The following is a 24,943-nucleotide window of genomic DNA, read 5'->3' on the forward strand; positions in this document are numbered from 1 at the left end:
ATGTAATACGTTAAAAATGATATGATTCTTATTGTTGGATCAATACTGTATACACTTCACTCTGTTGATCGAGTTCATATTCAGCATTCTCAATTCTGATTTCATTATACTCTGTGAAACTGCAGCAATTCCTGGAGAGTCTTTCACAGTCCACGTATAAATTCAAAATCGTTTTGTCGCCTACCTTTAAAACGACCTCCGCAATTTCCGTTTCCCATCCTATTGAGCCAATTTGAATAATATTTAGGTCATCTTCCGAGATAAAACTGAATTCTCTTTTTGAATTATCATCCATATTCAGCACCTGTATCTGGTCAGAATCAAAGGTCCCGTTGGTAAATAAGTTTTCTCTGGTTTGAGCATCCACAAGTTCAAAAGCAAAGCCTCGTGGTGGTGTGAAACAAGCCACGTCTTCGCAGTCATTAGTGTCGCAAGCCTGGGTTATAATCAAGCCGATAAGCGCAATCATTCTGATGGTATTCTTCATAGAAACTTTTTCTTAAATTCAGTCTTTAAAAGTACTAAGTTTCATCCGTATCCACCTACTGAATCCTTTGAAAACTTCATAATTTCACCTAAAAATTATTCGTTAATATGAAAGATGGTTTCCAGGCCAATTTTATAAATCCTGCTCATTCCATTTTCGTATTTGTTCAGTTCTATTAAAAACTCATCTCCATTTTCAAGGGCTTTTTGAGCGTTAACAGCACTTCGCTGACTTGTGAAGTAAAGAGTTTTGTTTTTGACATCAACAAATGGACAATAATCCATCTTATCTGAATTGATAACGGATCCAAAATTGATCGCTTCTCGCCAATTTTTATCCGATCCTTTATGGCTGATATATAGATCGGCCGAACCCAAGCCATCCTTTCTATTGTATCCACTAAAAATCAAAAAAGATTCAGAGGGAGAAATATAGGCGTTAAACTCATACCCTTCCGAATTGATCGTTGCACCCAGAGAAACAGGTGTCTCATAGACCTTTCCATCCCATCGACTATAAAAAATATCATCTTTCCCCTTCGAACCAGAACGGTCAGAAGTAAAATACAGGTTTTTATTGTGAGCTACCGAAGGATAAAATTCATTCTGATCTGAATTTACTGCTGTTCCCATATTTACTGGTTCGCTCCAGGGTTGATTTAATCCACTACGCTGAACATACCAGATATCATAGTCCTCTGCCTTATGGTCCTGATTATTCTTGGGCCGTGAAGAGGCAAAATACAAGCGTAAATTATCAGGTGAAAGAAAGGGTTCAATATCGTGATGTTGGCCAGAAAAAATCGCCTTGATCGGTGAAGACCATGTGTCGTTCTCCATGATTATCTTAGAAATAACCGATATGGTACCATCCAGACTTTGAATAGAAAAGTAGGCCTCCTTACCTGAATTTGAAAGTGTAAAATCCCTGACCTTCGGATATTCTTTCAAGGCTGTAAATGCGGGTTGAACTACATCATTATTTTGAGCAAGGCCCATATAAGCGAGGCAAATAATCAGCAAGCCTGTAATCTTAATCTTTGTCTTAATCATTGGCAAATCTCATCAAATTTTAAACATCTATTTATTGTAGGCAGCCCAGGACGCGAGAATGTCTTTTTCTCTTTGTAATACAGAGCCTGGCTTTAGTTCAAATTTATCACGCCTGCTTTGGCTAACTGTTTCAGAGATCCACCACTCCTGGGTTTCTCGAATGGAGGTTTTAAGATCTCTAAAGGTCATTCCGGCTCCAATAGCCTTTTTATTTTCAATTCTGGCGGATCCATAATTTTTCCCCACTGGCATTATCCAAGGGATTAAGTGTGGAACATGCTGTTTTTTTAGAAATTCATAATCATCAATTTGCACCAGCTTCGTATCCACATCAAAGCTGTTTTTTGCTTCTTTTGCAAATTTTATCATTGTCTGGGTCTTAGCAGGTCCGGATGCATTAAATGTTCCTGCTGTTTTTTGCTCTGCCAGACGAATCATCCATTCTGCTACATCTCTGACATCAATATATTGTACCCTGTCTTCGGTTTTTCCAGGTACCATGACGTTCCCTCCCCGTTTAAATCGTATGGCCCAATATATAAACCTGTTTGTCTTGTCTCCGGGTCCAAACATGTAGGTTGGTCTAACAATAACAGCTCGATCCTTGCCAAAAGCCTTTATGGTAGCGGCCTCAGAGCTTGCTTTCATGGCTCCGTACCAATACTCCATTTTCTCCTCTTCATTTTCTATTTGATCAGGCGCTGTTAACCTTACTGGAAATTCCTCATCAACTGAATCCTGTAAATAAGGATAGAAAACTCCGGTTGAAGAAGTATACATATAGATCCCTGCCCGTTCTTTTAACAGGTTGGCGGATTCCTCGGTCCATGCTGTTTTTCTGCCTGAATTATCAATAACAACATCCCATTCTCCTTTTTCCAAAGCAGATAGATCTGAATCTCGATCACCTATTAGCTGATCTACCTTATCCATTAAATCAAGGTGAACCGTTGGTTTTGATTTCCCTCTGGTAAAGGTGGTTATCTGATGTCCTCTTTGAATGGCATAGGCAATTTGATGCGGTCCTAAAAAACTTGTTCCTCCTAAAATTAATATTTTAAGAGGTTTTGATGCTTTTGGCACAAACGAAAGTAAACCAGCGCTTAGCAAGGGAATAGACAACAAGCCTATTGAACTCTTTTTTAGGAATTTTCTTCTTGATTTCAACATGTCTTGAATTGATTTACAAAAGACTTAAGAGCCTATGATTATGTCAGAATTATTCAAAATACATTTGGTAATCCTTCGGAAGCGCACTTATTTCTTTCATAGCAATATCCTTGTAGAATACCTCCGCAGCTTCACTCTGTAACTGAATTTTTCCTTTTTCCAACGGAATTTTTTTTCCATTTTCCACATATCTTGAGTTTTGCAAAATCATCACAACCTCTCCGTTGACAATATGAAGACTTTTACCTTCAAAACAAATGAGTTCCAAACTGTTCCATTCTCCATGTGGTTTTTCAAAATTAGCGCTCCGCATACAATAAGAACTTACCTCTTCGCCTTCTCCAATGGGTAAAAAAGCCTGGGACTTATCGGCAACAGGATTCATGATAGACTCCGGAATATAGGCTCTGATATCAATAGCTGAGGTCGCCTGATTCCAAAAGTCACCCATATGACCCTGCATTACCTGAAACTCCTGAGACAACATCCACGACCGCCAATATTCAGCCCCGTGGGGACCAATCGAATGATATAAAACCCCTGAATCTTTTAATAATTTCTTTCTTGGGTGCCATACCAAATCACCCCATTTTACTTTAAGCTTCAGATGGTAATTCTGATATTCTTTTTTAGTAACCACGCAGCCATAATACTCTCCACTAATTCTCAAGACAGGTTCTCCTTCTTTCTCTAAAATCGTAAAAACACCAAAACTGTCATTATTTACACCGATAGGTTTTAGGGCATTTCCTTGTGCATCTTTCGGGATTTCCCCATTATAACCTTCAGGGTAGGCATAGCTAAGGTAGTTGTCCCATTGAGATAGTTCCTTATCTAATAGAATTGTCCATTCTTTATTCTGGTTTGATGAAACCAGTAGTAGCAGCGAAATCAGATATAGGTAATTCATCGTGCTATAATTTTCGGATCCATATATTTCTGAACTGAGCCGTTGTACCGTGATCTTGCAAAGAAATCACATCTTCTCCATGTGATTCAGGATAATCATGCAACCCAATGTATTTCGTGAGTCCGTTGATGGTCGCATTATTTTGAACCAGCACTCCATTGTGCAAGACAGTAATTCGAGCAGGGCTTTCAAGAACTCCATTCGGTTTAAACCTGGGTGCCGTGTAAATTACATCATAGGTATTCCACTCCAAAGGAGGTTTCATAGCATTTACCAAGGGGGCATGATCCTTATAAATACTTCCGGCTTGTCCGTTTCTATACGTTCTGTTCTGGTATGAATCCAGTACCTGCAATTCATAGCGATTTTGGAAAAAAACACCACTATTACCCCTTCCCTGTCCAGAAAATTTTACCTCATCCGGAGCGCTGAACTCAATATGTAATTGACAGTCTCCAAATTTCATTTTGGTCTGAATTCCACCAGTATTGGGCACTACCTCAAAAAATTTCCCATCTACAATCTTCCAGGGAGCCGCTTGACTCACGTCCTTTTGACTCACCCATTGATCGAGATTCTTTCCATCAAACAAAATGATCGCATCCGAAGGAGCATCCCCCAAAATATCCGCTGGTGTTACAACGGTAACTTCAGGCTCCCAAATCTCAGTCATTTCGGGTTTCATTGGCATGGGAGATTCTTCTGGTGGCGTATTAGGAGCGTCAAATTGTGCTGATACATTTCCTATGCATATAAACAATACAAACAGGGTGGTATAATAATTTTTAAGGTTCATTTTTTAGTTGATTTTATTAAATTTTAAATTTCTAACTCTTCCGTTTGAAACGGCAAATCCTACAATCTTACCCTGATCATCTCTTTTAAATTCAACCTGTCTGAAATAATATTGACTCCCGTTAAATACATCTGGTTTGACGGGGTCTAATTCAATGTCAGCGGTTCTTTGATGTTCGGCAATCAATTTGCCCTCTTTCATTTTTAAACTATAATTGGTTGCTAATTCCGGACTGTAATATTCTCCCGTAAAATCATTTAGGTCTACTTCCTCTTTGTCAAATTCCTCCAAGCGTTCTGCTTTTGTAATCTGACCTCCTTGGTGCAAATCAAAGTAGCTGGCGGCTGACCCGTTTGTTGTTTCAAAAATTAGTTTTGCACCAACCCCAGGCACGTTAAATTCAGTTTCAGAAAGCACCTCTAATGTGGTTTTTGATTGTCCTGTTGGCTGGGCAGCCAAACCACCCTCCTCTTCAAATATCTTTATATTAAAGCCCGGTTGTAATTCGTAATCGCCAACATATGCTTTGATCAATTCTGGATTTAATGAAAGGTTATTTTCTTTACCTGCTTCTTCAGGCTCTTTTGGGGATACTGCTTCTTCTTGCTCCTCCATAAGATCAGATAAATAAATATCCACTACAGCATGTGCAAGATTTCCTGAATTAAAAGAGGCAGAATTTCCAAATACCGCTACTGAAAATTGCTCATCAGGAATTCTTGTCAAATACGATCTATATCCAGCATCCGCACCTCCGTGCTGGATTTCGTCAAGTCCTTTATATTTTCCGACAAATTGACCCATAGCAGCTGCAATTGTATCTCCGTTGTTTAACACAGCCCTTGTATTTAAATCATGTATGATTTCTTTACTACCCACCTTGGTATTATCAAAATTAGCAGCCCATTTGCTCAGGTCTTCCACTGTAGTGAACAAACTTGTGGCGCCCACATTAGCATAGTTCAATACACTTTTCTTGTAACCGTTATTTGAAGAATGATAAGAATAAGCCCTGTTCTTAACTATTTTCTCATGATCATCATAAAACAGCGTTTCATTCATTTCTAAAGGATCAAAGATTCGCTCTTTGGTGAACTCCGCAAAGGACATTCCCGATACTCTGGCGACAACTTCAGCAAGTAACGTAAAACCGGTATTACAATAATACATTTCTTCACCAGGCTCAAAATTTAATTCTTCCTGACGGCTTACAAGTTTTAAAACATGCTCTTTGGTGATCACATCATCCATTCTCCATCCTGCCATCACTAAAAGGTTCCATTGATCTCTTAATCCGCTGGTATGGGTTGCCAAGTGTTGTAAAGTAATCGTCTTTCCAAAATCAGGCACTTCTGGAATGTATTTTCTGATATCGTCGTTGACATTCAGTTTGCCATCGGCCTGCAATAGTAAAATCGAAAAGGCTGTAAACTGTTTTGAAACTGATGCTATGTGAAACACGGAACTTGGCTCCACCTGGATATCGTATTCTAAATTTGCCAGGCCGTACCCTTTTGAATAGAGCATTTTTCCATTCTGTTGAATCGCCACAGAAGCTCCGGGCCCATCATTGGATCTATATGCATAAAAAGCCTGATCGACTTTACCTTCTTTAGTTTGTGCTATGGGTTCAACCAAATCGAGTTGAATCTCATAATCCCCTTCAAATGCTTCTTCATTATAAGGGTATACTTCGATTTTGTACACCCCCTTCTCATCAGAGTTTAACTGAACAATTTCGGGGCCCTCTGTACCATTAGGGCTGTCATAATCCGCCATTTTATCACCATTTACATCATAGGTCGAAATTTGAAGGTCAACACCTTGTTGTATCACTCTTAAAAAAACAAATTGCTCTTGCTCTAAATCGAGATGAAATATGTGTTTCTCGAGTGAATTCGTTGAATGATTTTGAGGTTTGCCTACTTCAAGACTTCCATGGTCAACTTGGGCATAACTAAGGGCTGATATGAATAAGCACAGGATGAATCCACAAATTTTTAAGGGGGGTATTTTCATGTTAAGGGCATTTATGTTAATCATTTATTTTTTTAAATTCAAATACAATCTGAGGTCCTCCTCCTGAAATTTCTGCTTTCAGTCCTGAAGCTGACTTATGATAGCTTATTATTTTTGGAAATTCATTTGCTGGATTTTCACAGGTAAAACTGGACTCTTTAATTTGAGTTAATTTAAAAACGGTGGCTTTTACTTCACCCTGCCCGATTACCTCAAATTGCCACTGTTTTTCAACTTCACGCAAAACGATGTTCTCTTTCCAGATCGTATCTCCTTCTTTCAGGGTACATCCTATTCCTATATATCGCGTATTGCTTTGTTTTGTCCAATGTTCATAGGTTTGTCGACCTTCTTTTTCATTGGCGCGCTGCCAAGATCCCAATAACCAGGTAAAATCTTTATTTGCCGTTGGAACAGGCCGCTCCAGATCAAGGCCGATAAACGATGAAAGGAATAAAAATAAGATTAAAGTACTACTCGTTTTTAACATAGGGCTGGTTTGATTAAGCTGCTCTAAGATAAGAATTAATCAAGAATCAACCCTTTGGTTGTTAGATAACAAAATATAGAAAAAGTTTACATCAGATTAAAGTTTATCCTGATAAGCACCTGCAGAATATGTTAAGTCATAACTATGGGTATAGATCTCAAAGACAACACCAAACGGGTCTTCCACATACACCATTTTATAGGGTTTGTCATTTGGATAGTATTCACGAATCGGCATCCGTTGCTTTCCTCCATATGCCACAATCTTGTCGGTGAGCATTTCAATATCAGGATCCTGAACACAGAAGTGAAAAAGACCTGTTTTGAAGGGTGAGAATTCTGGTTTTTCGTCGCTCATATTCGGAAAAGAAAACAGTTCTATTCCAATACCATCTGATGTTGACATGTGGGCAATATCAAAGGTTCCCCATCCTGTACCAAAAACGTCAATACACATTTGTCCAATAGCTGTTTCATTTTCTTCAGTAACTTTCGACGGTGCCATTATTATATACCATCCCATCACCTCCTCATAAAATTGTACTGCCTTGTGAATGTCCGGAACTGTAATCCCAACATGTGAAAAGGACCTGGGGTAATTGCTTGTGCTCATAATGTTCTTCTTAGTTTTAGTTATTATTAAAGTGTGTTTACATCTACATTGATCATCCAACTGATTGCATACTGATCAGTACACATACCGAAGTATGAGCCCCAAAAGGTCTGATTCATAGGCATGATTATTTTCCCTTGATCAGATAAAGCAGTAAAAAGCCTTTCAGCTTCTTCTTTAGAATCTGAATGAATAGAAATAGAAAAATTATTTCCTGCATTAAAATCAGCGTTATAGGGTGCCATGGTATCACTTCCCATGAGAACGGCATCTCCGCCAATAGGCAGGGTTACATGCATCACTTTGTCTTTATCTGCATCTGGTATGGGAGGCATTCCTTCTTGTGGCGGCATTTCAGAAAACCTTCCTAAATGTTGAAAATCACCACCGAATACTTTTTTATAAAAAAGGAATGCTGATTCGCAGTTCCCGTTAAATCGTAAGTAGGTGCTGATTGTAGTCATGGTTTGGCGAATTAATCGGATGAAACTCCTTTTCCAATTCTTCATTGAAAAATGATTCTCTAAGATACTCCATTTAATTCATGTTTTTTTAAATTTCTTTCGGGCCCATCTCAAAAACAAACTTGAACTGATGGCTGCCAAAGCCGCAAAACAATTAAATATTATATCTTCTGTATCAAAAACCCGATTGGGAAGAAATAGCTGTAACATCTCGTCTATACCGCCAATTATACAAGTAATTAAGAAGGCCAACAATGCTGATTTCAAGGGTTTAGAATTGTTTTTATACCGTTCTGTAAGCGCGCGAAATACAAAAATTGCCAACACACTATATTCAATTAAATGGCTTCTTTCGGCAAGGCCCAGTCTCAAAAAAAGCATCAGATAAACAGCTACTAAGCCCAGATATACACCAAATAACTTGTTGCCCGCCTTATTGCGCGTGCCATCGTATATTATTAAAATCGCTGTGAGCAACATTCCAGCAACAAACAATGCTGCCTGGATATTCTGGTTGGCTAATAATTCAAGGAAGGGAAGTCCTAAAAACAGGCTGGAAAAAATAACAGCAACTACCAGCAAGGCCAGGAACCATAAATGTTTCTCTTTATTCGAATGAAATAAACCCATCTGTTAGATCAATAGCTATTTAAAAGGATACCTGTGTTTTTAATATTTATCTCTTTTTCGCTTTTTTACAACCGACTTAATCAATTTTCCCAACTCCTTATCCTTACGCTTTCGCTCTAAGGTATCAGACTCAAAATGTTGCTTTTCTCTTTCCATTTTTCTGAAATTCGCATACGAATCTTCATCTATCTCACCCCTTTCAAGCGCCGCAAGAATACCACAGCCATCTTCATTCACATGCGAGCAGTCGCGGTATTTACAATCTTTTGAAAACTCAAGAATGGCTTCAAACGTAATTTCCAGACCTTCCTGAGTATCAGTAATTCCTATCTCTCTCATTCCCGGATTGTCTATAACGATACCTCCTCCTTTTAAAACTACCAGCTCTCGATGGCTGGTGGTATGACGACCCTTGTTTACACTGTCACTAATTTCATTGGTCTCCATCAATTCTTTGCCTTCCAGAGAGTTGATAAGGGTCGATTTTCCCACCCCTGAGGAGCCAAGAAGACAATAGGTTTTTCCGTGCCGGATAAATGCTTTTATCGCATCTACTCCGTGTTCCTTATTACTTATAAAAAGGATTGGAACTTCCTGAATTCGCTGTTCAATCATCCTCTTAATCTCTTGAAGTCTATCGTCGCTGATCAGATCTTTTTTGCTTAGTACGATGACAGGCGAAACTTTAGAGGCATTACAGATTGTCAGGTATCTTTCAAGGCGGTTTAGATTAAAATCCCTGTCAACAGCCTGCACTATCAAACCGACATCAATATTTGTAGCAATAATCTGCACCTGCCCCGCTTTCGCAACCGCTTTTCTTTCTATAATTGAAAACCTGGGATAAACGGCATGGATCAATGCTTTGGATTCATCATATTCAGAAAATGCCACCCAATCTCCCACTGACGGATAATCGTATCTGCTATCTGCTGTATATCTTAAATTCCCGATCAGCTCGGCATCAAACTCCTGCCGATCTGATTTCACTATATAACGCTCCTTATGCTCAAGAATTACCCTGCCCACTTGGAAGGAAGCCAAATTATTTTCTTCTCTGAAAGATTGTAAACTCTCGTTGTATCCTAAGTCCTTTAAGGTCATTTAATTTTTTTTAGTTGTCCAAAAGGTTTTCTTTCAAAAACACCGCAACAGCTTCGGTCATTCTATCCCGGTTTTCCTTCTTCCTGAATCCATGCCCTTCGTCTTTCGCAAGCATATACCACACCACCCCATTATTCTCTCGAATTGATTTTACCATTTGTTCAGACTCGCTTGCCGGAACTCTTGGGTCATTGGCTCCTTGAATCACAAATAAGGGGCTTTTAAATTCTTCTACATGATTGGTGGGTGAGATTGACTCCAGATAAGCCCTCATTTTCGGCTCTCTTTCATCCCCATATTCTGCACGTCTCAGGTCTCTCCTATACGCCTTTGTATTTTCTAAAAATGTGACGAAATTACTGATCCCTACAATATCAACTCCACATTTTATCTTATCATTAAAATTGTACATCGAAGACAACACCATATATCCACCATAGGATCCCCCAAAAACGGCAATTTTATCTTTATTAAAAGTATTGTTTGACTCTATCCATTCTATTAACTTCCCTATATCTTTTACAGAATCTTCCCGATTAAAACCATTGTCCAGTTTTAAGTAGGTTTTTCCATAACCGGCTGAACCCCGAACATTTGGCGCAATTACCGCTATACCCATTTCATTGGCTAAAAATGCATAAAAAGATGAAAACGAAGGGCTGTGCTGACCCTCTGGGCCTCCATGAATCGAAATCATCACTGGTAAAGGGCCTTTCACATTTTGAGGTTTGTAAACAAATGCTGGAATCATTCTTGGCTTTCCATCTAACTGATCAAATGTTTCATACCTTATAAGTTCAGGTTTCGGAAACAAACTGGTGTCCAGGCCTCCTACTTCACTATTGGTCCATCTTTTCGTTTCTCCGCCGACAAGATCCAGAGAATAAATATCACCCGGGGTGGCAGTTGTGTTCATAACCATAGCCAATTCTTCTCTTTCAGGATGAAAAGCAAAGGAATAAATCTGACCCATCGGTAAATTGGGTACTTTCTCATAATTGTTCGTCTCAAGATCCATCAGGTAGAGTTGTCTAAAACCATTTTCATTAGCTGTAAAAGCTGCTTTCGTACGTGACTTATTAATCGCTCCTCCTTCAATGTTCCAGGGTATATCATCAGTTATAAATTCCATTTTTTTTGTTTGTACATCATAGATAGCCAAGGTGTTAAATTCTTTGCTAATATTAGTCGAGGCATAAATCTTGGTTCCGGTCTTATCCCATCCCTGTGCCAAAAAAACAGCCTCTTGAGCACCATCATTGATCTGGGTCAGTTCTTTTGAATCAAGATCAAGTATATAGGAATTCGATTTTGTACTTGACAGATACTGTAAAACTATGAGTTGTTTGTCATCGGGAGACCAGTCAACAGGAATCCAATACCCTCCTCCTCGATCTACTTTAATCACAGCCTTTTTGGGCGATTTCATATCAGAAATATAAATGTCAAAATCTTTTCCATTCCTTCTCGATGAGGTAAAAGCAAATTGATCTCCCTTGTTGGACCAGGTTAATCCAAAATTACGAGATGCTCCATCACTGAGCATTTCAGATGTTCTACTTTTCATATCGTACCAAAAGATCTGGGAATATTCATTTCCTCCTATATCTTTTGTAAACAGAAAGCCGTTGTATTCCGGTGAAGGGGAAAAGGAGCCATTTGAAACCGGTTCTTTAAAAAATGAGATTTGACTTCTTGCGCCACCTGGCATCGTCACTGTGTGTAATTGACTCGTACTTCCAAACCTGGTGGAGATCAGCATACCTTGGTCTCCGGGTATCCAATCTACAAAGGATGCAGATCTGGTATTTTGATATTGTAATATTCTACTTGTGATCTCTGCCGGAATCTCGGGAATATCTTCTAAAATCATATTACCCTCTTCTCTTCTTTCCTGGGCCTGAGGAGAAGCGAAAACTGCAAGAAGTATTAAAAAACTAATTAATTTGGTGAATTGACTGGTTGACATCATTGGTTTGAGGTTTAAATAAATTGAAAAATGTGCAACCTAAGATACTCAATCCTACCGAATAGATCAAGCTGCAAGCGGTTTAACCTTATCAAATTGAAACCCGAAATTCCCTATTGTATGATTTCACAATTAACTACAGATTCATTACCTTATCTTTGATAAACTTCAAAACCGAAAATGATGTTAAGAGCACTACTAGGATTTTTCATTATTACAAGCCTACTTTCTTGTAATTCAAAAGTTGACTATCATGTTATTTCTGAAGTTCCAGACCTGGTCATGCCCGAAAACGGCCTAAAATTTAAGACCATTGAAGATTATAAAAACTATAAAATAGTTGCCACTCATTATGTTACTGATAACAATGAGTTACGTTATATCCTGGCCAATCAAAAAGCATTTAGAGCTATTTCTGAAAACCATTCTTTTCCAGAAGGAAGTATCCTTGTGAACATCGCCTGGAGTGTAGAAAAAATGTCAAGATTTACAGAAGCACTTGAAGCCAATGAGATTCAGCAAATTGACTATACCATCAAAGACAGTAAAAACTTTTCTCAAAACCCAGGCAATTGGGGCTATGCCAGTTTTATTAAAAGAGAGGGCAAGTACCAAAGTTTACCAGAAAGTACGTCAAAATGCATTGCCTGTCATAATCTTGCCAAAGACACAGATTATAAGTTTACGAAGTATCAGGAAATGGAGTAAAGCTTTAGTTTGAAGAATCCTTTCTTTAAATATATTTTACAAATAATAGGGTAAACCCTGACTCTTTTCAAGGTTGTTTCTACTTTAAACACCTTCATTATTGTTGAAGTTTGTATGAAACTATTTCATACCAATCCGAGCCAGAAATGAAAAATATTTTCCCAAAAGAATTTATCACAGGAACCATCGAGTTTCATCGGTACCATCACCTGAAAAAAAGTCAAACGATATATATGATATTGATCCTGGGGCTCTTGATTACAGCTATTCTTCTACCCTTTGTGGAAATTGATCTTTACAGCTCTTCACGTGGCATGATTCGCCCCATAAAACAACGAAATATCATTAACAGTCCTATCAACGGAAAAGTTAAAGCAATAAACGTACATGAAAACACCTACGTTGAACAGGGTGACACCCTGGTGGTGCTTGATAACCATGACATAGGTCAACTCATTTCGAGTTTAAAAATACAGGTAGACTCTATATCTCTTGAAATTAAAGATCTTGAGTATCTTTTAAAAAACGAACTATCAATCAGTGACTCACTGGAATCCCAGCTACTCAAAACTCAATTTCAGGAACATTTGTTTAAAAACCAGAGTATTTTAGATGAAATTCATTTTAATTCAAACGCATTTAAACGCCAGGAAAAATTATTTCATCTAGGTGTGATCGCAAGAAAAGAATTCGAAATTAGTCAAGCCCGAAGCATCTCATACAAAAATAAACTTGCTCATTATAAAAGTCAAAATAAACGAAAGTGGCAACATCAATATCAATCAAAACTTGCTGAAATCAGGACTCTAAATACGAAAGTCCTAAAACTTGAAAAAGAAAGAAATCAACATTTCATTATTGCTCCTGTAGATGGTACTGTGCAAGATCTCATAGGAATTGAAAAAAACAATTTCGTTTATACGGGGGCTTCCATTGCTCATATCTCTCCTCAAACAGATCTACTTGTGGAATGCTTTGTAAATCCTTCGGATATTGGAATGATTAAAAAAGACCTCCCTGTTACCTTTCAAATTGACGCTTTTGACCATAATTACTGGGGCACCGCCTCCGGTGAAATAATTCAGATCAGCGAAGACAATTACCTTCTCAATAATACTCCTATGTATAAGGTCCTCTGTAGTTTGAATGAAAATAAGCTCTTTCTTGAAAACAGTATTCCTGGTGAGCTCAAAAAAGGGATGACATTGAACGCTCAATTCTTTATAAAAAACCGAACGGCGCTTCAGCTCTTATTCGACGATTTAAATGACTGGTATTAAACTATTTATAAATGTCAGTTAAAAAAATCAAACAACACGATATTTCAGATTGCGGTGTGGCTTGCCTGGTTTCTATAGCCGCGCATTACAAATTATTTATTCCTATTTCTAAAGTCAGACAATTCACAGCCACAGATCAGGAAGGAACGAACCTCTACGGCATTATTGAAGGTGCAAAAAAGCTTGGGTTTGACGCTAAAGGCATCAGATGTGATCTAAAAGATTTGAAAAATATTCCCATTCCGGCTATAGCTCATGTCATAGTTAACCAAGAGCTTCAACATTTTGTCGTAATCCGAAAAGTGACAAAAAAAGTCATTGAAATTATGGACCCTGGAACCGGAGCTTTTCATTCAATATCAATGAAGAAATTCAAAGAACAATGGACAGGGGTCTTGGTTATTTTACTTCCAAATGAACATTTTATTCCTAAAAATGAGAGAGTCTCTGTTCTACTCAGGTTTTGGCACCTGGTAAAACCGCATAAATACATGCTGGTGCAGTCAGTAATCGGGTCCATTTTTTATACGCTTCTCGGGTTTTCCATTTCTATTTATATACAAAAAATTACTGATCATGTTTTGGTCAGTGGAAACCTTAAACTACTTCATACAATGAGTATTATTATGGTCGTTCTTATGATCATTCAATTACTACTTTTTGTTTTTAAGGATCTATTTCTAATCAAATCCGGGCAAGAAATTGATGCCAGGTTGATTCTTGGTTATTACAAGCACTTGTTAAAATTGCCTCAACAATTTTTTGATACCATGCGTACCGGTGAAATCATATCTCGCATTAATGATGCTATGAAAATTCGATTGTTCATTAATAATACTTCCTTAACCCTATTAGTTAATTTCTTCATCGTCATCTTTTCATTCCTTTTAATGTTCTCCTATTATTGGAAATTAGGGCTCATTATGTTCACCATCATACCTCTTTACATGATTATTTATGTTGTTACCGACTCGGTGAATAAAAAAACGGAACGAAAAATAATGGAGTCCTCTGCAGAGCTTGAGAATCAATTGATTGAATCAATTTCAGCCATCAGTACCATCAAACAATTTAACCTTCATTCCATGATGCAGATTAAAACTGAACGTAAATTCATAAAACTCCTTCAAGTCAGTTATTATTCGTCGATGAATCATGTTTTTAGTCAAACCTCTTCACAATCTTTATCAAATCTATTTACCATTCTCCTGCTGTGGATTGGGTCTTATTTTGTGATAGGAAAAGAACTAACACCCGGAGAGCTTTTTTCATTCTATGCTATTTTAGGCTTTTTTACCAGTCCGGTTTCAGGTTTAATCCTGTCCAACAAAATAATTCAAAATGCATTGATTGCCGCTGATCGGCTCTTTGAAATTCTGGATTTAGATACAGAAGAAAGTGGGAATGTTACTGTGATGTCAAAAATTGATAACGGAAACATTCTATTCAAGAATGTGGCGTTTTCCTATGGAAATCGACCAACTATTTTTTCCAACTTAAACCTGAGCATTCATCAGGGCAAAATAACAGCCATTATTGGAGAAAGTGGTTCGGGAAAATCAACTATTCTTCATCTTTTGCAAGGACTTTATTCGATTAAACGAGGGGAAATATTCATTAATGGAAATAACATTAAGTACTATTCTAAAGCTAGTCTTAGAAATTTAATAGGAATTGTACCCCAGAAAGTTCAACTATTTAACGGAACCGTTGCAAGTAATATAGCCCTTGGCGAAATAAACCCGGATATGAAGCGAATCATGGAAGTGTGCCGTAGGCTAAAAATCACCTCTTTTATTGAAAATTTACCTCAAGGGTTTCACAGCAAAATAGGAGAAAATGGAACCTATCTTTCAGGGGGTGAAAGACAACGAATTGCCATCGCAAGAGCTCTGTACCGAGATCCCGATATCATTGCATTTGACGAGGCCTCAACGTCCTTAGATAGTTTTTCAGAACAGATTCTCGAGTGTATTATTCAGGAACTAATAAAGGATGGAAAAACGATTATTATAATCACACATCGCGTCCAAAAGTTATCCAATGCAGATCGAATTCTTGTCTTAAAAAAAGGCGAATTGATTGAAGAGGGAAGCCCCGACTATCTGCTGAATTCCAATAAAGGAATATTCAGAGATTTATGGATAAAACAGGAGGCTACAACCCAACAGGATACATAGAATAATACAAAGAGACATGAATAATTTAAAACAACTGGAGCATCTTAAGAAAATTCACAAACTTATCAAGATTGAGAATACAGGAACACCAAATGAATTGGCTGCAACACTCAGGGTCAGCGTAAGGCAAGTATTTCTTCTTATTGAACAGTTAAAAGAAATGGATGCGCCAATTCTCTTTAATCGACGGACAAAAACCTACTATTATTCTCTGGATTATGACCTTACAATACATATTTCTATTCAGGTACTCTTACAAGATCAGCTCCTTGATATTTATGTAGGAAAAGGTTTTTCAAATTATATCTGTTCTCTGCAAGGAAATTGCAGTAGGCGAAATTACCTTTACTATATCAGGACAAAGCTAGACGTAGTAGGTTAGACGTAACCATGTTTTGAAACAATACAAATCATTTTATTGAAATTAAATTCTAAACAATTATGAAAAAAATTATTAAAAATGGCAATGCTGTTTTAAAAAAAGAAGACTTAATGACAATTAAGGGGGGACATCCTGTATTGGTTGTTCTTGGAGTTATAACAACCGGAATAGCATTAGGAAAAGCTCTGGATCAGGCAGGTCAATGGTTTTTAGATGGATGGAACAACCCAAGATAGTAGTATGAAAAATTTATCCGATTACTATTATGTGGAACTAAATCAAATAGATCTTGCCGGAATTAATGGAGGAGGACCTATTAAAGAGGCGGTTAAATGGTACTATTTAACGGTAGGAAGTTTCTATCGTGGTATATATGATGGCCTTCTTGGAAATGAACCTATAACTTAATTCATTCAATATGAAAACTCAAAAAAATATTGCATATATATTCTTAATAGTGGCAATTCTCAATCTTGTTTTTCTAGCCGATACATTGTTAACACAAGCAGATGTTGACTATTATATTTTTTCAATAAAAACGAGTAAAAGTATAAACCTCATGTATTATGCAATCAGTTTTTTGTTGCTTTTCCTAATTGGAATGATTTTACTTAATCAAAAAAAAAATAAGAAATGAAAGAATTACAAATTCAGTATGAAGAACTGACCTCTGACCTATTATTCACTACCGTTGGAGGAACGGAACCCGCCAAAGGATCTTATGCCGCCGGTTATGCGATAGGATCTTGGTTCAGAGAAATGTATAGTATCTGGTCTTATGGTTTAACACACCTTGGTGACCGCTAGCCTTGAAAAGCCTCGTTTATTGACGAGGCTTTTATTTATACTTTTACTTTTGAGATAACAACCAGGAAATGCGGTCATAAGAAACCATGTAATGAATAATGACAATTCCGCCAAATATATAACTCAGCTTGTCTTGCTGTAAGTCATATAATACCCAAATAGCTGCCCCAAAAAATATAAATTCAATCAGCAAACGAAGGGTTCCGGAAACAGGAATGGGAGCTTTTCCAGAGCGGCTCGGATCGTCAGGCACGGCAAAGGTTCCCCAAACTATGGTCATTAATATAGGTAGTCCTAAACCAAATAGATATTGCTGGGTTCCATCAAATTTTATCCAACCCCAGACGCCCACTGATACCAGCGCAAGCAACTCAAGTACAAACCGTATGATCAGGTTTACAGGATGGCTTCCCATATTTATTACTTTTTTAAACTACTTTCAGTAAAAAATAGTTTCTCTTTCCTCTTTGCAGTAATACAAATTTGTCAGCAATCAGATCTTTGCTTCCTAACGCAAAATCATCCTTTACTTTTTCTTTGTTCACAGAAATAGAATTTTCTTTTAAAGCCCTTCTGGCCTCACCATTGGATTTTAAAAAACCTGATTTTTCATTTAAAGCATCAACAATATCAATGCCGCTGTCTAAAACCGATTTTTCAATCTCCGCCTGAGGTACACCTTCAAAAACATCTAAAAATGTCTGTTCATCAAGGGTTTTTAAATCATCTGCGGTAGACCTACCGAATAAAATCTGTGAAGCTTTTACTGCATTTTCATAGGCTTCTTCGCCGTGGCACATGGTAGTAACCTCCTCTCCTACTTTCTTTTGTAAAAGTCTGAGATGTGGTGCTTCTTTATGCTCTTCAATCAATTTTTCAACCGTTTCCTTATCCAGAAAAGTGAAAATTTTGATATAGTTTTCAGCATCAATATCCGATGCGTTTAACCAATACTGGTAAAATTTATAGGGTGAAGTTCTTTTGGTATCAAGCCAGATATTTCCTCCTTCTGTTTTTCCGAATTTCGTACCATCTGCTTTTGTTACAAGCGGGCTGGTTAAGGCATAGGCCTTTCCCTGGGCCTTCCTTCTGATAAGTTCCGTACCTGTCGTAATATTACCCCATTGATCGGATCCTCCAATCTGCAGCAAACAGTTGTGGTTGCTAAATAAATGCAAAAAGTCATAGCCCTGAACCAGTTGGTAGGTAAATTCTGTAAAACTCATGCCTTCCTTAGATTCTGCATTGATTCTGTTCTTTACAGAATCTTTGGCCATCATATAATTTACGGTAATGTGTTTTCCAATATCTCTGGCAAATTCTAAAAATGAGAGGTCCTTCATCCAATCATAATTATTCACCATTTCAGCGGCATTCTCAACTTCTCCTGAAAAATCAATAAATCTTTCAAGGGTATGCTTCACACCTTTTATATTCTTAGAAAGCGTTTCTTCATCGAGCAAATTTCTTTCATTCGACTTACCAGATGGATCTCCAATCATTCCTGTAGCACCTCCAACAAGAGCTATGGGTCTGTGGCCAGAACGTTGCAGATGCATTAATAAAATGATCTGTACCAGACTTCCGATATGCAAGGAGTCAGCTGTAGGGTCAAAACCAATATAAGCTGCTGTTGATTCTTTTAACAATTGCTCTTCGGTACCAGGCATGATGTTGTGTAGCAAGCCTCTCCAGCGAAGCTCTTCAACGAAATTCTTCTTCATGGTAAAAAATTTCAGCAAATATAAAAAAGATAGTCTTCTTAGAATTCAAATCTCACAAATATTCATAGAAATAAAGGCTTTCGGCAATCTTTCTTTTCAGTCAAATGTTTATTTTCGTAACATGATTTTGGTAACCGGAGGAACTGGCTTGGTGGGCTCCCACCTTTTATATCATCTTTTACTCTCAAATGATAGTGTTCGTGCTATTCATCAGAGAAGCAGTGACCTGAATGCCGTAAAAAAAGTTTTTGCCTGTTATACTGCTGAAGCAGAGGAAATGTTCAATAAAATACGATGGGTAGAAGCCAGTCTGGAAGATATTCCTGCGCTGGATACAGCTTTTGAGGATATAACTCAGGTATATCATTGTGCCGCTTTGGTATCTTTTATTCGAAGTGAGTACAAAAAAATGCGACGCATAAATATCGACGGCACCACCAATATCGCTAACCTTTGTATTAGTCATAAAATTCAAAAGCTCTGTTTTGTGAGCTCGGTTGCCGCCATTGAAAATGCTGCACCTGGTGTTATAATGGATGAATCCGATAATTGGAGCAGTACGAGTGATAAAAGTGGTTATTCCATTACAAAATATGGTTCTGAAATGGAAGTGTGGCGTGCCTCTCAGGAAGGTGTACCTGTTGTTATTGTAAATCCTGGTGTTATTATAGGCGCTGGCTTTTGGCACAAGGGTTCTGGCAGTATGTTTAGGAAGATCCAAAAAGGATTAAAGTTCTACACGAAAGGTATTACGGGCTTTGTGGGTGTAGAAGATGTGGTCAAAGTTATGCAGCGTTTGATGGATTCTGATATCACTAATGAGCGTTTTGTACTGGTTTCTGAAAACCTCAGCTACCAGGAAATCTTCTCCATGATTGCAGCAGCGCTGAATAAGCCAAAACCTGGTATTCGTATCAATAGATTTATGAGTGAATGTATTTGGAGATTGGAATATATCAGAAGTAAATTAACGCTTTCTCCTCCACTTCTTACGAAAAGAACAGCCCGATCAGCTTTGGCAAACCATCCTTATACCTCTGAGAAAATTAAAAATGAAATTGGGTTTGAATTTGAATCAATAAAGTCTTGTGTCAACAAAACGGCAAGGTGTCTCAATGACAATCTTTAATTTCTGTTTTTAAACACTTGATTCAAACTATCTTTATTTTTTTCAATGGCTTCTTTCCTTTGATTGGTCTGATACCCATTAATAGAGTCCATAATCGCCTGATGATAGTTTTTTAACGTATCCAAACGTCTTTCCACCTCTTCGTAAATTTCTTCATATTCAATGATATTTGACGTATAATAAAGGTTAGAAGTAGCAAACTGCGTACTATCGACGCCGTATTTTTCATATACCAAGGACAAATAGTTCCTGTTCTTTTCCAGATGAATATTTCTTAAATTTGATGTCCCAATGGCAATATGCATTTCATAGAGAAGATCGGTCATCTTTTCTTTACCTATCAGGTCTTCAGGTTTTTCATAGGTAACTTTATCGTTACAACTCCAAAAGAGCAAAATCATCAAAAATGCAGAGAATATCTTCATTATCTATCAAAAATTAATCGCATTCCTTTTTTATGATCATCAAATACACCTTTATTGTAGATCAAACTTCCATTTACAAACGTCTGTGTTACCGTTGAATGAAAAGTAGTGCCTTCAAATGGAGACCATCCACATTTATATAATATGTTTTCCTTGGCTACTGTTTGTGGTAAATCTGTATCAATCAGCACCAAATCAGCATAATAGCCTTCTTTAACAAAGCCTCTTTTTTCGATATTAAATAGCTTCGCCGGGTTATGACACATTTTTTCCACCAGTTTTTCAATGGTAATTTTATTATTCCTGACTGCTTCCAATAAAGCTAAAACAGCATGTTGCACCAATGGGCCTCCACTTGGCGCCTTGGTATATACCTGTTTTTTCTCGTCGATGGTATGAGGTGCGTGATCAGTTGCAATTACATCTATTCTGTCATCTAAAAGTGCTTTCCAAAGTCCTTCTTTGTCTTGTTTCGACTTTACAGCCGGGTTCCATTTGATGAAAGTGCCCTTTTCTTCATAATCTGAATCGTCAAACCACAAATGATGCACACAAACTTCTGCCGTAATCTTCTTTTCTTCCAGCGGTATTTTATTCGTGAACTGATCGGTTTCAATAGCGGTTGACAAATGAAAAACATGTAACCTTGCCCCCGTTTTTTGCGCCAGAGCAATGGCTTTTGATGATGATTTATAGCAAGCTTCAGCACTTCTGATCACTGGGTGCATTTTTATTGGTATATCGTCACCATAAACACTTTTTTGCTTGTCTAAATTATTTTTTATGGTCGTCTCGTCCTCGCAGTGAACGGCGATTAGAAGTTTTGTGGAAGAAAATATTTTTTCTAATACTTCTTCATCATCAACTAGCATATTACCTGTTGAAGAGCCTAAAAACAACTTAATTGCTGCTACATTTTTGGGATCTGTTTTTAATAGCTCTTCCAGATTATCATTTGTACCTCCCATCATAAAAGAATAGTTGGCATAAGAATCTTTTGCCGCTATTTTAAACTTATCTTCTAATAATTCCTGGGTAGTTGCCTGCGGTGAAGTATTGGGCATTTCTATAAAAGAAGTAATTCCTCCAGCAACCGCTGCTCTTGACTCGGTGGCTATAGTTGCTTTCTGTGTAAGCCCTGGCTCACGAAAATGCACCTGATCATCGATTATTCCTGGAATCAGCAATTTATTTCTGGCATCAATAATGACCGTATTCTGTGAAAAATCTTCTATTTTTTCGCTGATTTGCTTGATTTTCTCTCCTTCAATCAAAACATCACAAACTCTGGTCAATCCTTCATTAACAAGCCTTGCATTCTTTATTAAGGTGTTTCTAATCATTTTTTAGACTTTTTTGAGCCTTTCGGCAACCCGGCGAACCTCATTTTTATGATTCCAAAAATAGCTTCTGTTATAATCGTTTTACTCATTTTTGATTCTCCTAAGGTCCTATCAGTAAATATTACGGACACTTCCTGAATATTAAAACCATGTTTCCAAGCTTTAAATTTCATTTCTATTTGAAATGCATAACCGACAAATTTAATTTTATCTAACTGTATGGTTTCCAACACTTTTCTGTGATAACAAACAAAGCCCGCAGTGGTATCATTAAAAGGCATTCCCGTTACAAACCTCACATACTTAGATGCAAAATAAGAAAGTAGTACTCTTTTCATTGGCCAGTTGACCACATTTACACCATTTGAATAGCGAGAACCTATGGAAACATCCGCGCCTTCTTTTACACATTTTTCATATAACCGCACCAAATCTTTTGGATTATGTGAAAAATCCGCATCCATTTCTATGATATAATCATATTTCCTTTCAATAGCCCATTTAAAACCATGGATATAAGCACGACCAAGGCCATCTTTTTTATTTCTTACCTCGAGAAATAAACTTTTTGGGTATTCTTTCTGAAGTTCTTTTACAATACCTGCCGTTCCATCAGGAGAACTGTCATCAACTATGAGGATGTCAAATGATTTCCGTTGAGAAAAAGTAGCCCGTATAATTCTTTCAATATTCTCTTTCTCATTAAAAGTTGGAATAATGACCAGCGTATCTTGCATAATACTTAATTTGTAAGGGCAAAGGTAAAATAAATAATTGCTAATTTTGTGTTAAGAATATGCTTAATGAAAATTTTAAAAGATCCTAAGTATCAATTTATTTCGATACTGCTCTTATTCTTTGTAGTGAATGTATTACAAAGTCATTTTACGAATCTATTTGAGGACGAAGCCTACTACTATGTTTGGTCTAAAGACCTGGCTTTCGGATATTTTGATCACCCTCCTATGGTGGCACTCTGGGCTGCCATTGGAAATAGCTTATTACCTGGTGAGCTCGGATTGAGACTGCTCAGCACGCTTAGTTTTAGTGCAACCTTATGGCTTGTATGGTTAATGATTGATGGGAAAGAAAAATGGAAGCATGTTATGCTCTTTTTTACAGTAATTGTTTCCATGGTTTTTTGGCAGGTTTTTGGTTTTATTATGACCCCTGATACTCCTTTATTATTCTTCTCGGCACTCTTTTTACTATCCTATAAAAGGTTTTTGAAGAAGGAGACTCCCTTACATATCTTCTTACTGGCCTTTAGTATGGCAGCCATGCTCTATAGTAAGTACCACGGTATTCTTTTGATTGGATTTATAGTTCTGTCAAATTTAAAACTTTTAAAGAATCCTCGGTTTTGGATGGCATCGATTACTGGTTTTTTACTGTTTCTTCCTCATTTATACTGGCAGTATGAAAACGGATTTCCATCTTTTCTCTATCATTTAAAAGAAAGAAACAGAAAGCCCTACGCCATATACAAAACCGCCATTCACCTTGTGAATATGATTGCTGTCGTGGGAATTACCTTTCCCTTAATATACAAGGCCTTCTATAAACAAAACACCCAAAATGAATTCCAACGAGGCCTTAAATTTGTCGTCTACGGGTTTTTCTTTTTCTTTTTATTAACTACGTTAAAAAGCGAACCTCAGGCCCAGTGGTTGATTCTCATAATTATTCCCCTCACCTTAATAACATTTCCATATTTTATTAGAAACGAAAAAGCGAGGGGTTGGCTCAAATTAATTGCCGGTATTCAGCTTCTGATCATCATTGTGATACGTCTTTTTTTCGCGATCCCTGCGATATCGCCAATAGAGTTGGAGCCCCATGTTTCAGATCAATGGATTGATGAGTTGAAAAAGAATACGGAAGGCAAGCCTGTAATCTTTATCAATTCCTATCGAAACGCCTCTCTATATAATTTCTACACAGGAATCAAAACCCATTCTTATAGTGTCCTTGAAGGTAGAAAAAGTCAATATAATTTAGTTGATTTTGAAGCTAAAATGCAAGGAGAAAATGTATTTACAGCCTCGAGAATATTCAATAATCAGCCAAGACTGGCTACGAAGTACAGTACGGACTTTGTGGGTACCGCCATTGATGATTATCAAACTTTCGAAAAAGTTCAATGTATCATACAATTGGATGAAATACATCTTACGGAAGGGCGCAATAACTTTGAATTTTCTTTTATCAATACGTATGATAAAAATATTATTTTTGAAAACGTTCGATTCTATGGTGTTTTTCAGGCAGATAAAAATAGGGTTCTGGCCAAAACCCCTTTAGAAATGGATGTTTATGAAGATATAGGACCTTATGAGGAAGTGGTCATTAAGGCCTCTTTCGAGCTCCCGGATCTACCAAAAGATGGTAAAGTAACATTTAGAGTGGCCATAGAATTTTATAATTTATTGGAAGGTTTTCAAGGAAATAAAGTGCCTGTTGTTTTAAAAAGCAACAACTAACAATTCTAATAATATGTTTGAGGGAATAGAAAAAATAACAACAACCAGTGATTGGGTAACCTTGATTTTTCTGGCTATCTTAATTTTAATAGCCGTATTACAATTCAATTATTCAGAACGGTTTTCTAAATTATTTTCGTTGGTATATTCAGAAAAATACTACACAGATTATATTAAAAATCGTCCGTTAATTTTTAATACTTTCCATGTTGTATTCTTTTTTATCATTGTTTTTAACATTTCACTACTGATATTTTTTAGTTTTAAAAGCTTTTCTTCAACTCCTGAACAAGGACATTTTTACCTCTTTTCTCAAATACTACTGATGACTTTTTCCTATGTAGGTATACGCTATTTATTAGGGGTTTTTCTGGCTCATTTATTTGAGGTTGAAGAGGAACAAAAATATTTTACCTTTCTGAAAATAAGCAATTTAGCACTTATATCTATTCTTGTATTGCCTTTCCTGGTGCTGGCCAATTACAGTGTGGGTGTTATTCATAAGTTCTTGATAACTTTTGGGATAGCCGCTTCTTTTGCTATTGCTTTATTTCGTTACTTTGTGTTAATCAAAAATGAAAAGTTAAGTTTTAACAATTTGTTCTATTTATTTTTGTACCTTTGCGCCCTTGAATTAGCCCCCTTTATAGTTATTTATAAACTGTTTGTTGATTAAAACAAAATTATATGAAAGTAAAAACTATACTCGTATCACAACCTGCACCCAAGGCAGCACAATCACCTTATTTCGATTTAATGAATAAACAGAAAGTGAAAAT

At 37.1% G+C, this 24,943-nt stretch carries 27 protein-coding genes and 1 pseudogene; 11 read left to right on the plus strand and 17 right to left on the minus strand.

Annotation, left to right across the window (positions count from 1 at the left end):
- Window positions 1–28 precede the first annotated feature (28 nt).
- From ACR2MV_RS00835 to ACR2MV_RS00890, 12 genes are all read right to left on the minus strand, one after another.
- Window positions 29–487, minus strand: a complete 459-nt coding sequence (locus ACR2MV_RS00835; protein ID WP_434019974.1) for a hypothetical protein — start codon at window positions 485–487, stop codon at window positions 29–31.
- 95 nt (window positions 488–582) lie between these two features.
- Window positions 583–1,539, minus strand: a complete 957-nt coding sequence (locus ACR2MV_RS00840; protein ID WP_434019975.1) for a TolB family protein — start codon at window positions 1,537–1,539, stop codon at window positions 583–585.
- A 27-nt stretch (window positions 1,540–1,566) separates the two neighbouring features.
- Complete coding sequence (locus tag ACR2MV_RS00845) at window positions 1,567–2,709, minus strand: NAD-dependent epimerase/dehydratase family protein (protein ID WP_434019976.1); 1,143 nt, start codon at window positions 2,707–2,709, stop codon at window positions 1,567–1,569.
- Between the two features lie 49 nt (window positions 2,710–2,758).
- Window positions 2,759–3,619 (minus strand): 3-keto-disaccharide hydrolase, encoded by an 861-nt coding sequence (locus ACR2MV_RS00850; protein WP_434019977.1) that lies wholly within the window; start codon window positions 3,617–3,619, stop codon window positions 2,759–2,761.
- Between the two features lie 4 nt (window positions 3,620–3,623).
- Window positions 3,624–4,415, minus strand: a complete 792-nt coding sequence (locus ACR2MV_RS00855) for a 3-keto-disaccharide hydrolase (protein ID WP_434019978.1) — start codon at window positions 4,413–4,415, stop codon at window positions 3,624–3,626.
- Between the two features lie 3 nt (window positions 4,416–4,418).
- The gene (locus ACR2MV_RS00860) at window positions 4,419–6,434 is read right to left on the minus strand and encodes a serine hydrolase domain-containing protein (protein ID WP_434019979.1); all 2,016 of its coding nucleotides are present in this window, start codon (window positions 6,432–6,434) and stop codon (window positions 4,419–4,421) included.
- Between the two features lie 16 nt (window positions 6,435–6,450).
- Window positions 6,451–6,924, minus strand: a complete 474-nt coding sequence (locus ACR2MV_RS00865; protein ID WP_434019980.1) for a DUF6265 family protein — start codon at window positions 6,922–6,924, stop codon at window positions 6,451–6,453.
- A gap of 96 nt (window positions 6,925–7,020) precedes the next feature.
- Window positions 7,021–7,536 (minus strand): lactoylglutathione lyase family protein, encoded by a 516-nt coding sequence (locus ACR2MV_RS00870; RefSeq protein WP_434019981.1) that lies wholly within the window; start codon window positions 7,534–7,536, stop codon window positions 7,021–7,023.
- Between the two features lie 26 nt (window positions 7,537–7,562).
- Window positions 7,563–8,000: a VOC family protein gene (locus ACR2MV_RS00875; RefSeq protein ID WP_434019982.1), complete on the minus strand. Its 438-nt coding sequence runs from the start codon at window positions 7,998–8,000 to the stop codon at window positions 7,563–7,565.
- Between the two features lie 78 nt (window positions 8,001–8,078).
- On the minus strand, window positions 8,079–8,630 hold the full coding sequence (locus ACR2MV_RS00880; RefSeq protein ID WP_434019983.1) for a VanZ family protein: 552 nt from the start codon (window positions 8,628–8,630) through the stop codon (window positions 8,079–8,081).
- 39 nt (window positions 8,631–8,669) lie between these two features.
- The gene (rsgA, locus tag ACR2MV_RS00885) at window positions 8,670–9,734 is read right to left on the minus strand and encodes a ribosome small subunit-dependent GTPase A (protein ID WP_434019984.1); all 1,065 of its coding nucleotides are present in this window, start codon (window positions 9,732–9,734) and stop codon (window positions 8,670–8,672) included.
- A 10-nt stretch (window positions 9,735–9,744) separates the two neighbouring features.
- Window positions 9,745–11,706, minus strand: coding sequence for a S9 family peptidase (locus ACR2MV_RS00890; RefSeq protein WP_434019985.1), 1,962 nt, complete (start codon window positions 11,704–11,706; stop codon window positions 9,745–9,747).
- Window positions 11,707–11,886: 180 nt separating this feature from the next.
- On the opposite strand from ACR2MV_RS00890, the gene ACR2MV_RS00895 reads away from it, so the two are divergent.
- The 7 genes from ACR2MV_RS00895 (at window position 11,887) to ACR2MV_RS00925 (ending at window position 17,060) form a co-directional block, all read left to right on the plus strand.
- On the plus strand, window positions 11,887–12,411 hold the full coding sequence (locus ACR2MV_RS00895) for a cytochrome P460 family protein (protein ID WP_434019986.1): 525 nt from the start codon (window positions 11,887–11,889) through the stop codon (window positions 12,409–12,411).
- 146 nt (window positions 12,412–12,557) lie between these two features.
- Window positions 12,558–13,691: an HlyD family secretion protein gene (locus ACR2MV_RS00900; protein ID WP_434019987.1), complete on the plus strand. Its 1,134-nt coding sequence runs from the start codon at window positions 12,558–12,560 to the stop codon at window positions 13,689–13,691.
- A gap of 11 nt (window positions 13,692–13,702) precedes the next feature.
- Window positions 13,703–15,871, plus strand: coding sequence for a peptidase domain-containing ABC transporter (locus ACR2MV_RS00905; protein WP_434019988.1), 2,169 nt, complete (start codon window positions 13,703–13,705; stop codon window positions 15,869–15,871).
- A 16-nt stretch (window positions 15,872–15,887) separates the two neighbouring features.
- The gene (locus ACR2MV_RS00910) at window positions 15,888–16,253 is read left to right on the plus strand and encodes an HTH domain-containing protein (protein ID WP_434019989.1); all 366 of its coding nucleotides are present in this window, start codon (window positions 15,888–15,890) and stop codon (window positions 16,251–16,253) included.
- A 59-nt stretch (window positions 16,254–16,312) separates the two neighbouring features.
- Complete coding sequence (locus ACR2MV_RS00915; RefSeq protein WP_434019990.1) at window positions 16,313–16,489, plus strand: hypothetical protein; 177 nt, start codon at window positions 16,313–16,315, stop codon at window positions 16,487–16,489.
- A 4-nt stretch (window positions 16,490–16,493) separates the two neighbouring features.
- Window positions 16,494–16,661: a hypothetical protein gene (locus ACR2MV_RS00920; RefSeq protein ID WP_434019991.1), complete on the plus strand. Its 168-nt coding sequence runs from the start codon at window positions 16,494–16,496 to the stop codon at window positions 16,659–16,661.
- A 225-nt stretch (window positions 16,662–16,886) separates the two neighbouring features.
- Window positions 16,887–17,060, plus strand: coding sequence for a hypothetical protein (locus ACR2MV_RS00925; RefSeq protein ID WP_434019992.1), 174 nt, complete (start codon window positions 16,887–16,889; stop codon window positions 17,058–17,060).
- 43 nt (window positions 17,061–17,103) lie between these two features.
- Here the strand turns inward: ACR2MV_RS00925 and ACR2MV_RS00930 are convergent, their stop codons facing one another.
- Window positions 17,104–17,475, minus strand: a complete 372-nt coding sequence (locus ACR2MV_RS00930) for a YrdB family protein (RefSeq protein ID WP_434019993.1) — start codon at window positions 17,473–17,475, stop codon at window positions 17,104–17,106.
- 13 nt (window positions 17,476–17,488) lie between these two features.
- Window positions 17,489–18,784 (minus strand): tyrosine--tRNA ligase, encoded by a 1,296-nt coding sequence (gene tyrS, locus ACR2MV_RS00935; protein ID WP_434019994.1) that lies wholly within the window; start codon window positions 18,782–18,784, stop codon window positions 17,489–17,491.
- Between the two features lie 121 nt (window positions 18,785–18,905).
- Between tyrS and ACR2MV_RS00940 the strand changes: the two genes are divergently transcribed.
- The gene (locus ACR2MV_RS00940; RefSeq protein ID WP_434019995.1) at window positions 18,906–19,913 is read left to right on the plus strand and encodes an NAD-dependent epimerase/dehydratase family protein; all 1,008 of its coding nucleotides are present in this window, start codon (window positions 18,906–18,908) and stop codon (window positions 19,911–19,913) included.
- Here ACR2MV_RS00940 and ACR2MV_RS00945 read toward each other — a convergent pair.
- Genes ACR2MV_RS00945 through ACR2MV_RS00955 form a run of 3 tightly spaced genes read right to left on the minus strand, consistent with a single transcriptional unit; the run spans window position 19,910 to window position 22,418 of the window.
- Window positions 19,910–20,338, minus strand: coding sequence for a DUF4296 domain-containing protein (locus ACR2MV_RS00945; RefSeq protein ID WP_434019996.1), 429 nt, complete (start codon window positions 20,336–20,338; stop codon window positions 19,910–19,912). The genes ACR2MV_RS00940 and ACR2MV_RS00945 overlap by 4 nt on opposite strands.
- Entirely contained in the window at window positions 20,338–21,678 is a 1,341-nt protein-coding gene (locus tag ACR2MV_RS00950) for a dihydroorotase (protein WP_434020000.1), read from the minus strand. The genes ACR2MV_RS00945 and ACR2MV_RS00950 overlap by 1 nt, the downstream gene beginning before the upstream one ends.
- Window positions 21,678–22,418, minus strand: a complete 741-nt coding sequence (locus ACR2MV_RS00955) for a polyprenol monophosphomannose synthase (protein WP_434019997.1) — start codon at window positions 22,416–22,418, stop codon at window positions 21,678–21,680. Before ACR2MV_RS00955 ends, ACR2MV_RS00950 begins: the two co-directional genes overlap by 1 nt.
- A gap of 66 nt (window positions 22,419–22,484) precedes the next feature.
- On the opposite strand from ACR2MV_RS00955, the gene ACR2MV_RS00960 reads away from it, so the two are divergent.
- From ACR2MV_RS00960 to ACR2MV_RS00970, 3 genes and pseudogenes are all read left to right on the plus strand, one after another.
- Entirely contained in the window at window positions 22,485–24,164 is a 1,680-nt protein-coding gene (locus tag ACR2MV_RS00960; protein WP_434019998.1) for an ArnT family glycosyltransferase, read from the plus strand.
- A 13-nt stretch (window positions 24,165–24,177) separates the two neighbouring features.
- The gene (locus ACR2MV_RS00965; protein ID WP_434019999.1) at window positions 24,178–24,840 is read left to right on the plus strand and encodes a DUF4271 domain-containing protein; all 663 of its coding nucleotides are present in this window, start codon (window positions 24,178–24,180) and stop codon (window positions 24,838–24,840) included.
- Between the two features lie 11 nt (window positions 24,841–24,851).
- Window positions 24,852–24,943, plus strand: a pseudogene (locus ACR2MV_RS00970) (uroporphyrinogen-III synthase); the annotation flags it as partial.

This window comes from Lutimonas sp. (assembly GCF_051011215.1).
Classification (GTDB): Bacteria; Bacteroidota; Bacteroidia; order Flavobacteriales; family Flavobacteriaceae; genus Lutimonas.

Bases quoted from the DNA above. Each gene is read 5' to 3' on its own strand.
- ACR2MV_RS00895 (WP_434019986.1), top strand. From the start codon at position 11,887: ATGTTAAGAGCACTACTAGGATTTTTCATTATTACAAGCCTACTTTCT.
- ACR2MV_RS00870 (WP_434019981.1), bottom strand. From the start codon at position 7,536: ATGAGCACAAGCAATTACCCCAGGTCCTTTTCACATGTTGGGATTACA.
- ACR2MV_RS00965 (WP_434019999.1), top strand. From the start codon at position 24,178: ATGTTTGAGGGAATAGAAAAAATAACAACAACCAGTGATTGGGTAACC.
- tyrS (WP_434019994.1), bottom strand. From the start codon at position 18,784: ATGAAGAAGAATTTCGTTGAAGAGCTTCGCTGGAGAGGCTTGCTACAC.
- ACR2MV_RS00920 (WP_434019991.1), top strand. From the start codon at position 16,494: ATGAAAAATTTATCCGATTACTATTATGTGGAACTAAATCAAATAGAT.
- ACR2MV_RS00840 (WP_434019975.1), bottom strand. From the start codon at position 1,539: ATGATTAAGACAAAGATTAAGATTACAGGCTTGCTGATTATTTGCCTC.
- ACR2MV_RS00865 (WP_434019980.1), bottom strand. From the start codon at position 6,924: ATGTTAAAAACGAGTAGTACTTTAATCTTATTTTTATTCCTTTCATCG.
- ACR2MV_RS00955 (WP_434019997.1), bottom strand. From the start codon at position 22,418: ATGCAAGATACGCTGGTCATTATTCCAACTTTTAATGAGAAAGAGAAT.
- ACR2MV_RS00960 (WP_434019998.1), top strand. From the start codon at position 22,485: ATGAAAATTTTAAAAGATCCTAAGTATCAATTTATTTCGATACTGCTC.
- ACR2MV_RS00875 (WP_434019982.1), bottom strand. From the start codon at position 8,000: ATGACTACAATCAGCACCTACTTACGATTTAACGGGAACTGCGAATCA.
- ACR2MV_RS00910 (WP_434019989.1), top strand. From the start codon at position 15,888: ATGAATAATTTAAAACAACTGGAGCATCTTAAGAAAATTCACAAACTT.
- ACR2MV_RS00835 (WP_434019974.1), bottom strand. From the start codon at position 487: ATGAAGAATACCATCAGAATGATTGCGCTTATCGGCTTGATTATAACC.
- rsgA (WP_434019984.1), bottom strand. From the start codon at position 9,734: ATGACCTTAAAGGACTTAGGATACAACGAGAGTTTACAATCTTTCAGA.
- ACR2MV_RS00845 (WP_434019976.1), bottom strand. From the start codon at position 2,709: ATGTTGAAATCAAGAAGAAAATTCCTAAAAAAGAGTTCAATAGGCTTG.
- ACR2MV_RS00890 (WP_434019985.1), bottom strand. From the start codon at position 11,706: ATGATGTCAACCAGTCAATTCACCAAATTAATTAGTTTTTTAATACTT.
- ACR2MV_RS00940 (WP_434019995.1), top strand. From the start codon at position 18,906: ATGATTTTGGTAACCGGAGGAACTGGCTTGGTGGGCTCCCACCTTTTA.
- ACR2MV_RS00905 (WP_434019988.1), top strand. From the start codon at position 13,703: ATGTCAGTTAAAAAAATCAAACAACACGATATTTCAGATTGCGGTGTG.
- ACR2MV_RS00900 (WP_434019987.1), top strand. From the start codon at position 12,558: ATGAAAAATATTTTCCCAAAAGAATTTATCACAGGAACCATCGAGTTT.
- ACR2MV_RS00860 (WP_434019979.1), bottom strand. From the start codon at position 6,434: ATGAAAATACCCCCCTTAAAAATTTGTGGATTCATCCTGTGCTTATTC.
- ACR2MV_RS00880 (WP_434019983.1), bottom strand. From the start codon at position 8,630: ATGGGTTTATTTCATTCGAATAAAGAGAAACATTTATGGTTCCTGGCC.
- ACR2MV_RS00925 (WP_434019992.1), top strand. From the start codon at position 16,887: ATGAAAGAATTACAAATTCAGTATGAAGAACTGACCTCTGACCTATTA.
- ACR2MV_RS00930 (WP_434019993.1), bottom strand. From the start codon at position 17,475: ATGGGAAGCCATCCTGTAAACCTGATCATACGGTTTGTACTTGAGTTG.
- ACR2MV_RS00855 (WP_434019978.1), bottom strand. From the start codon at position 4,415: ATGAACCTTAAAAATTATTATACCACCCTGTTTGTATTGTTTATATGC.
- ACR2MV_RS00915 (WP_434019990.1), top strand. From the start codon at position 16,313: ATGAAAAAAATTATTAAAAATGGCAATGCTGTTTTAAAAAAAGAAGAC.
- ACR2MV_RS00850 (WP_434019977.1), bottom strand. From the start codon at position 3,619: ATGAATTACCTATATCTGATTTCGCTGCTACTACTGGTTTCATCAAAC.
- ACR2MV_RS00945 (WP_434019996.1), bottom strand. From the start codon at position 20,338: ATGAAGATATTCTCTGCATTTTTGATGATTTTGCTCTTTTGGAGTTGT.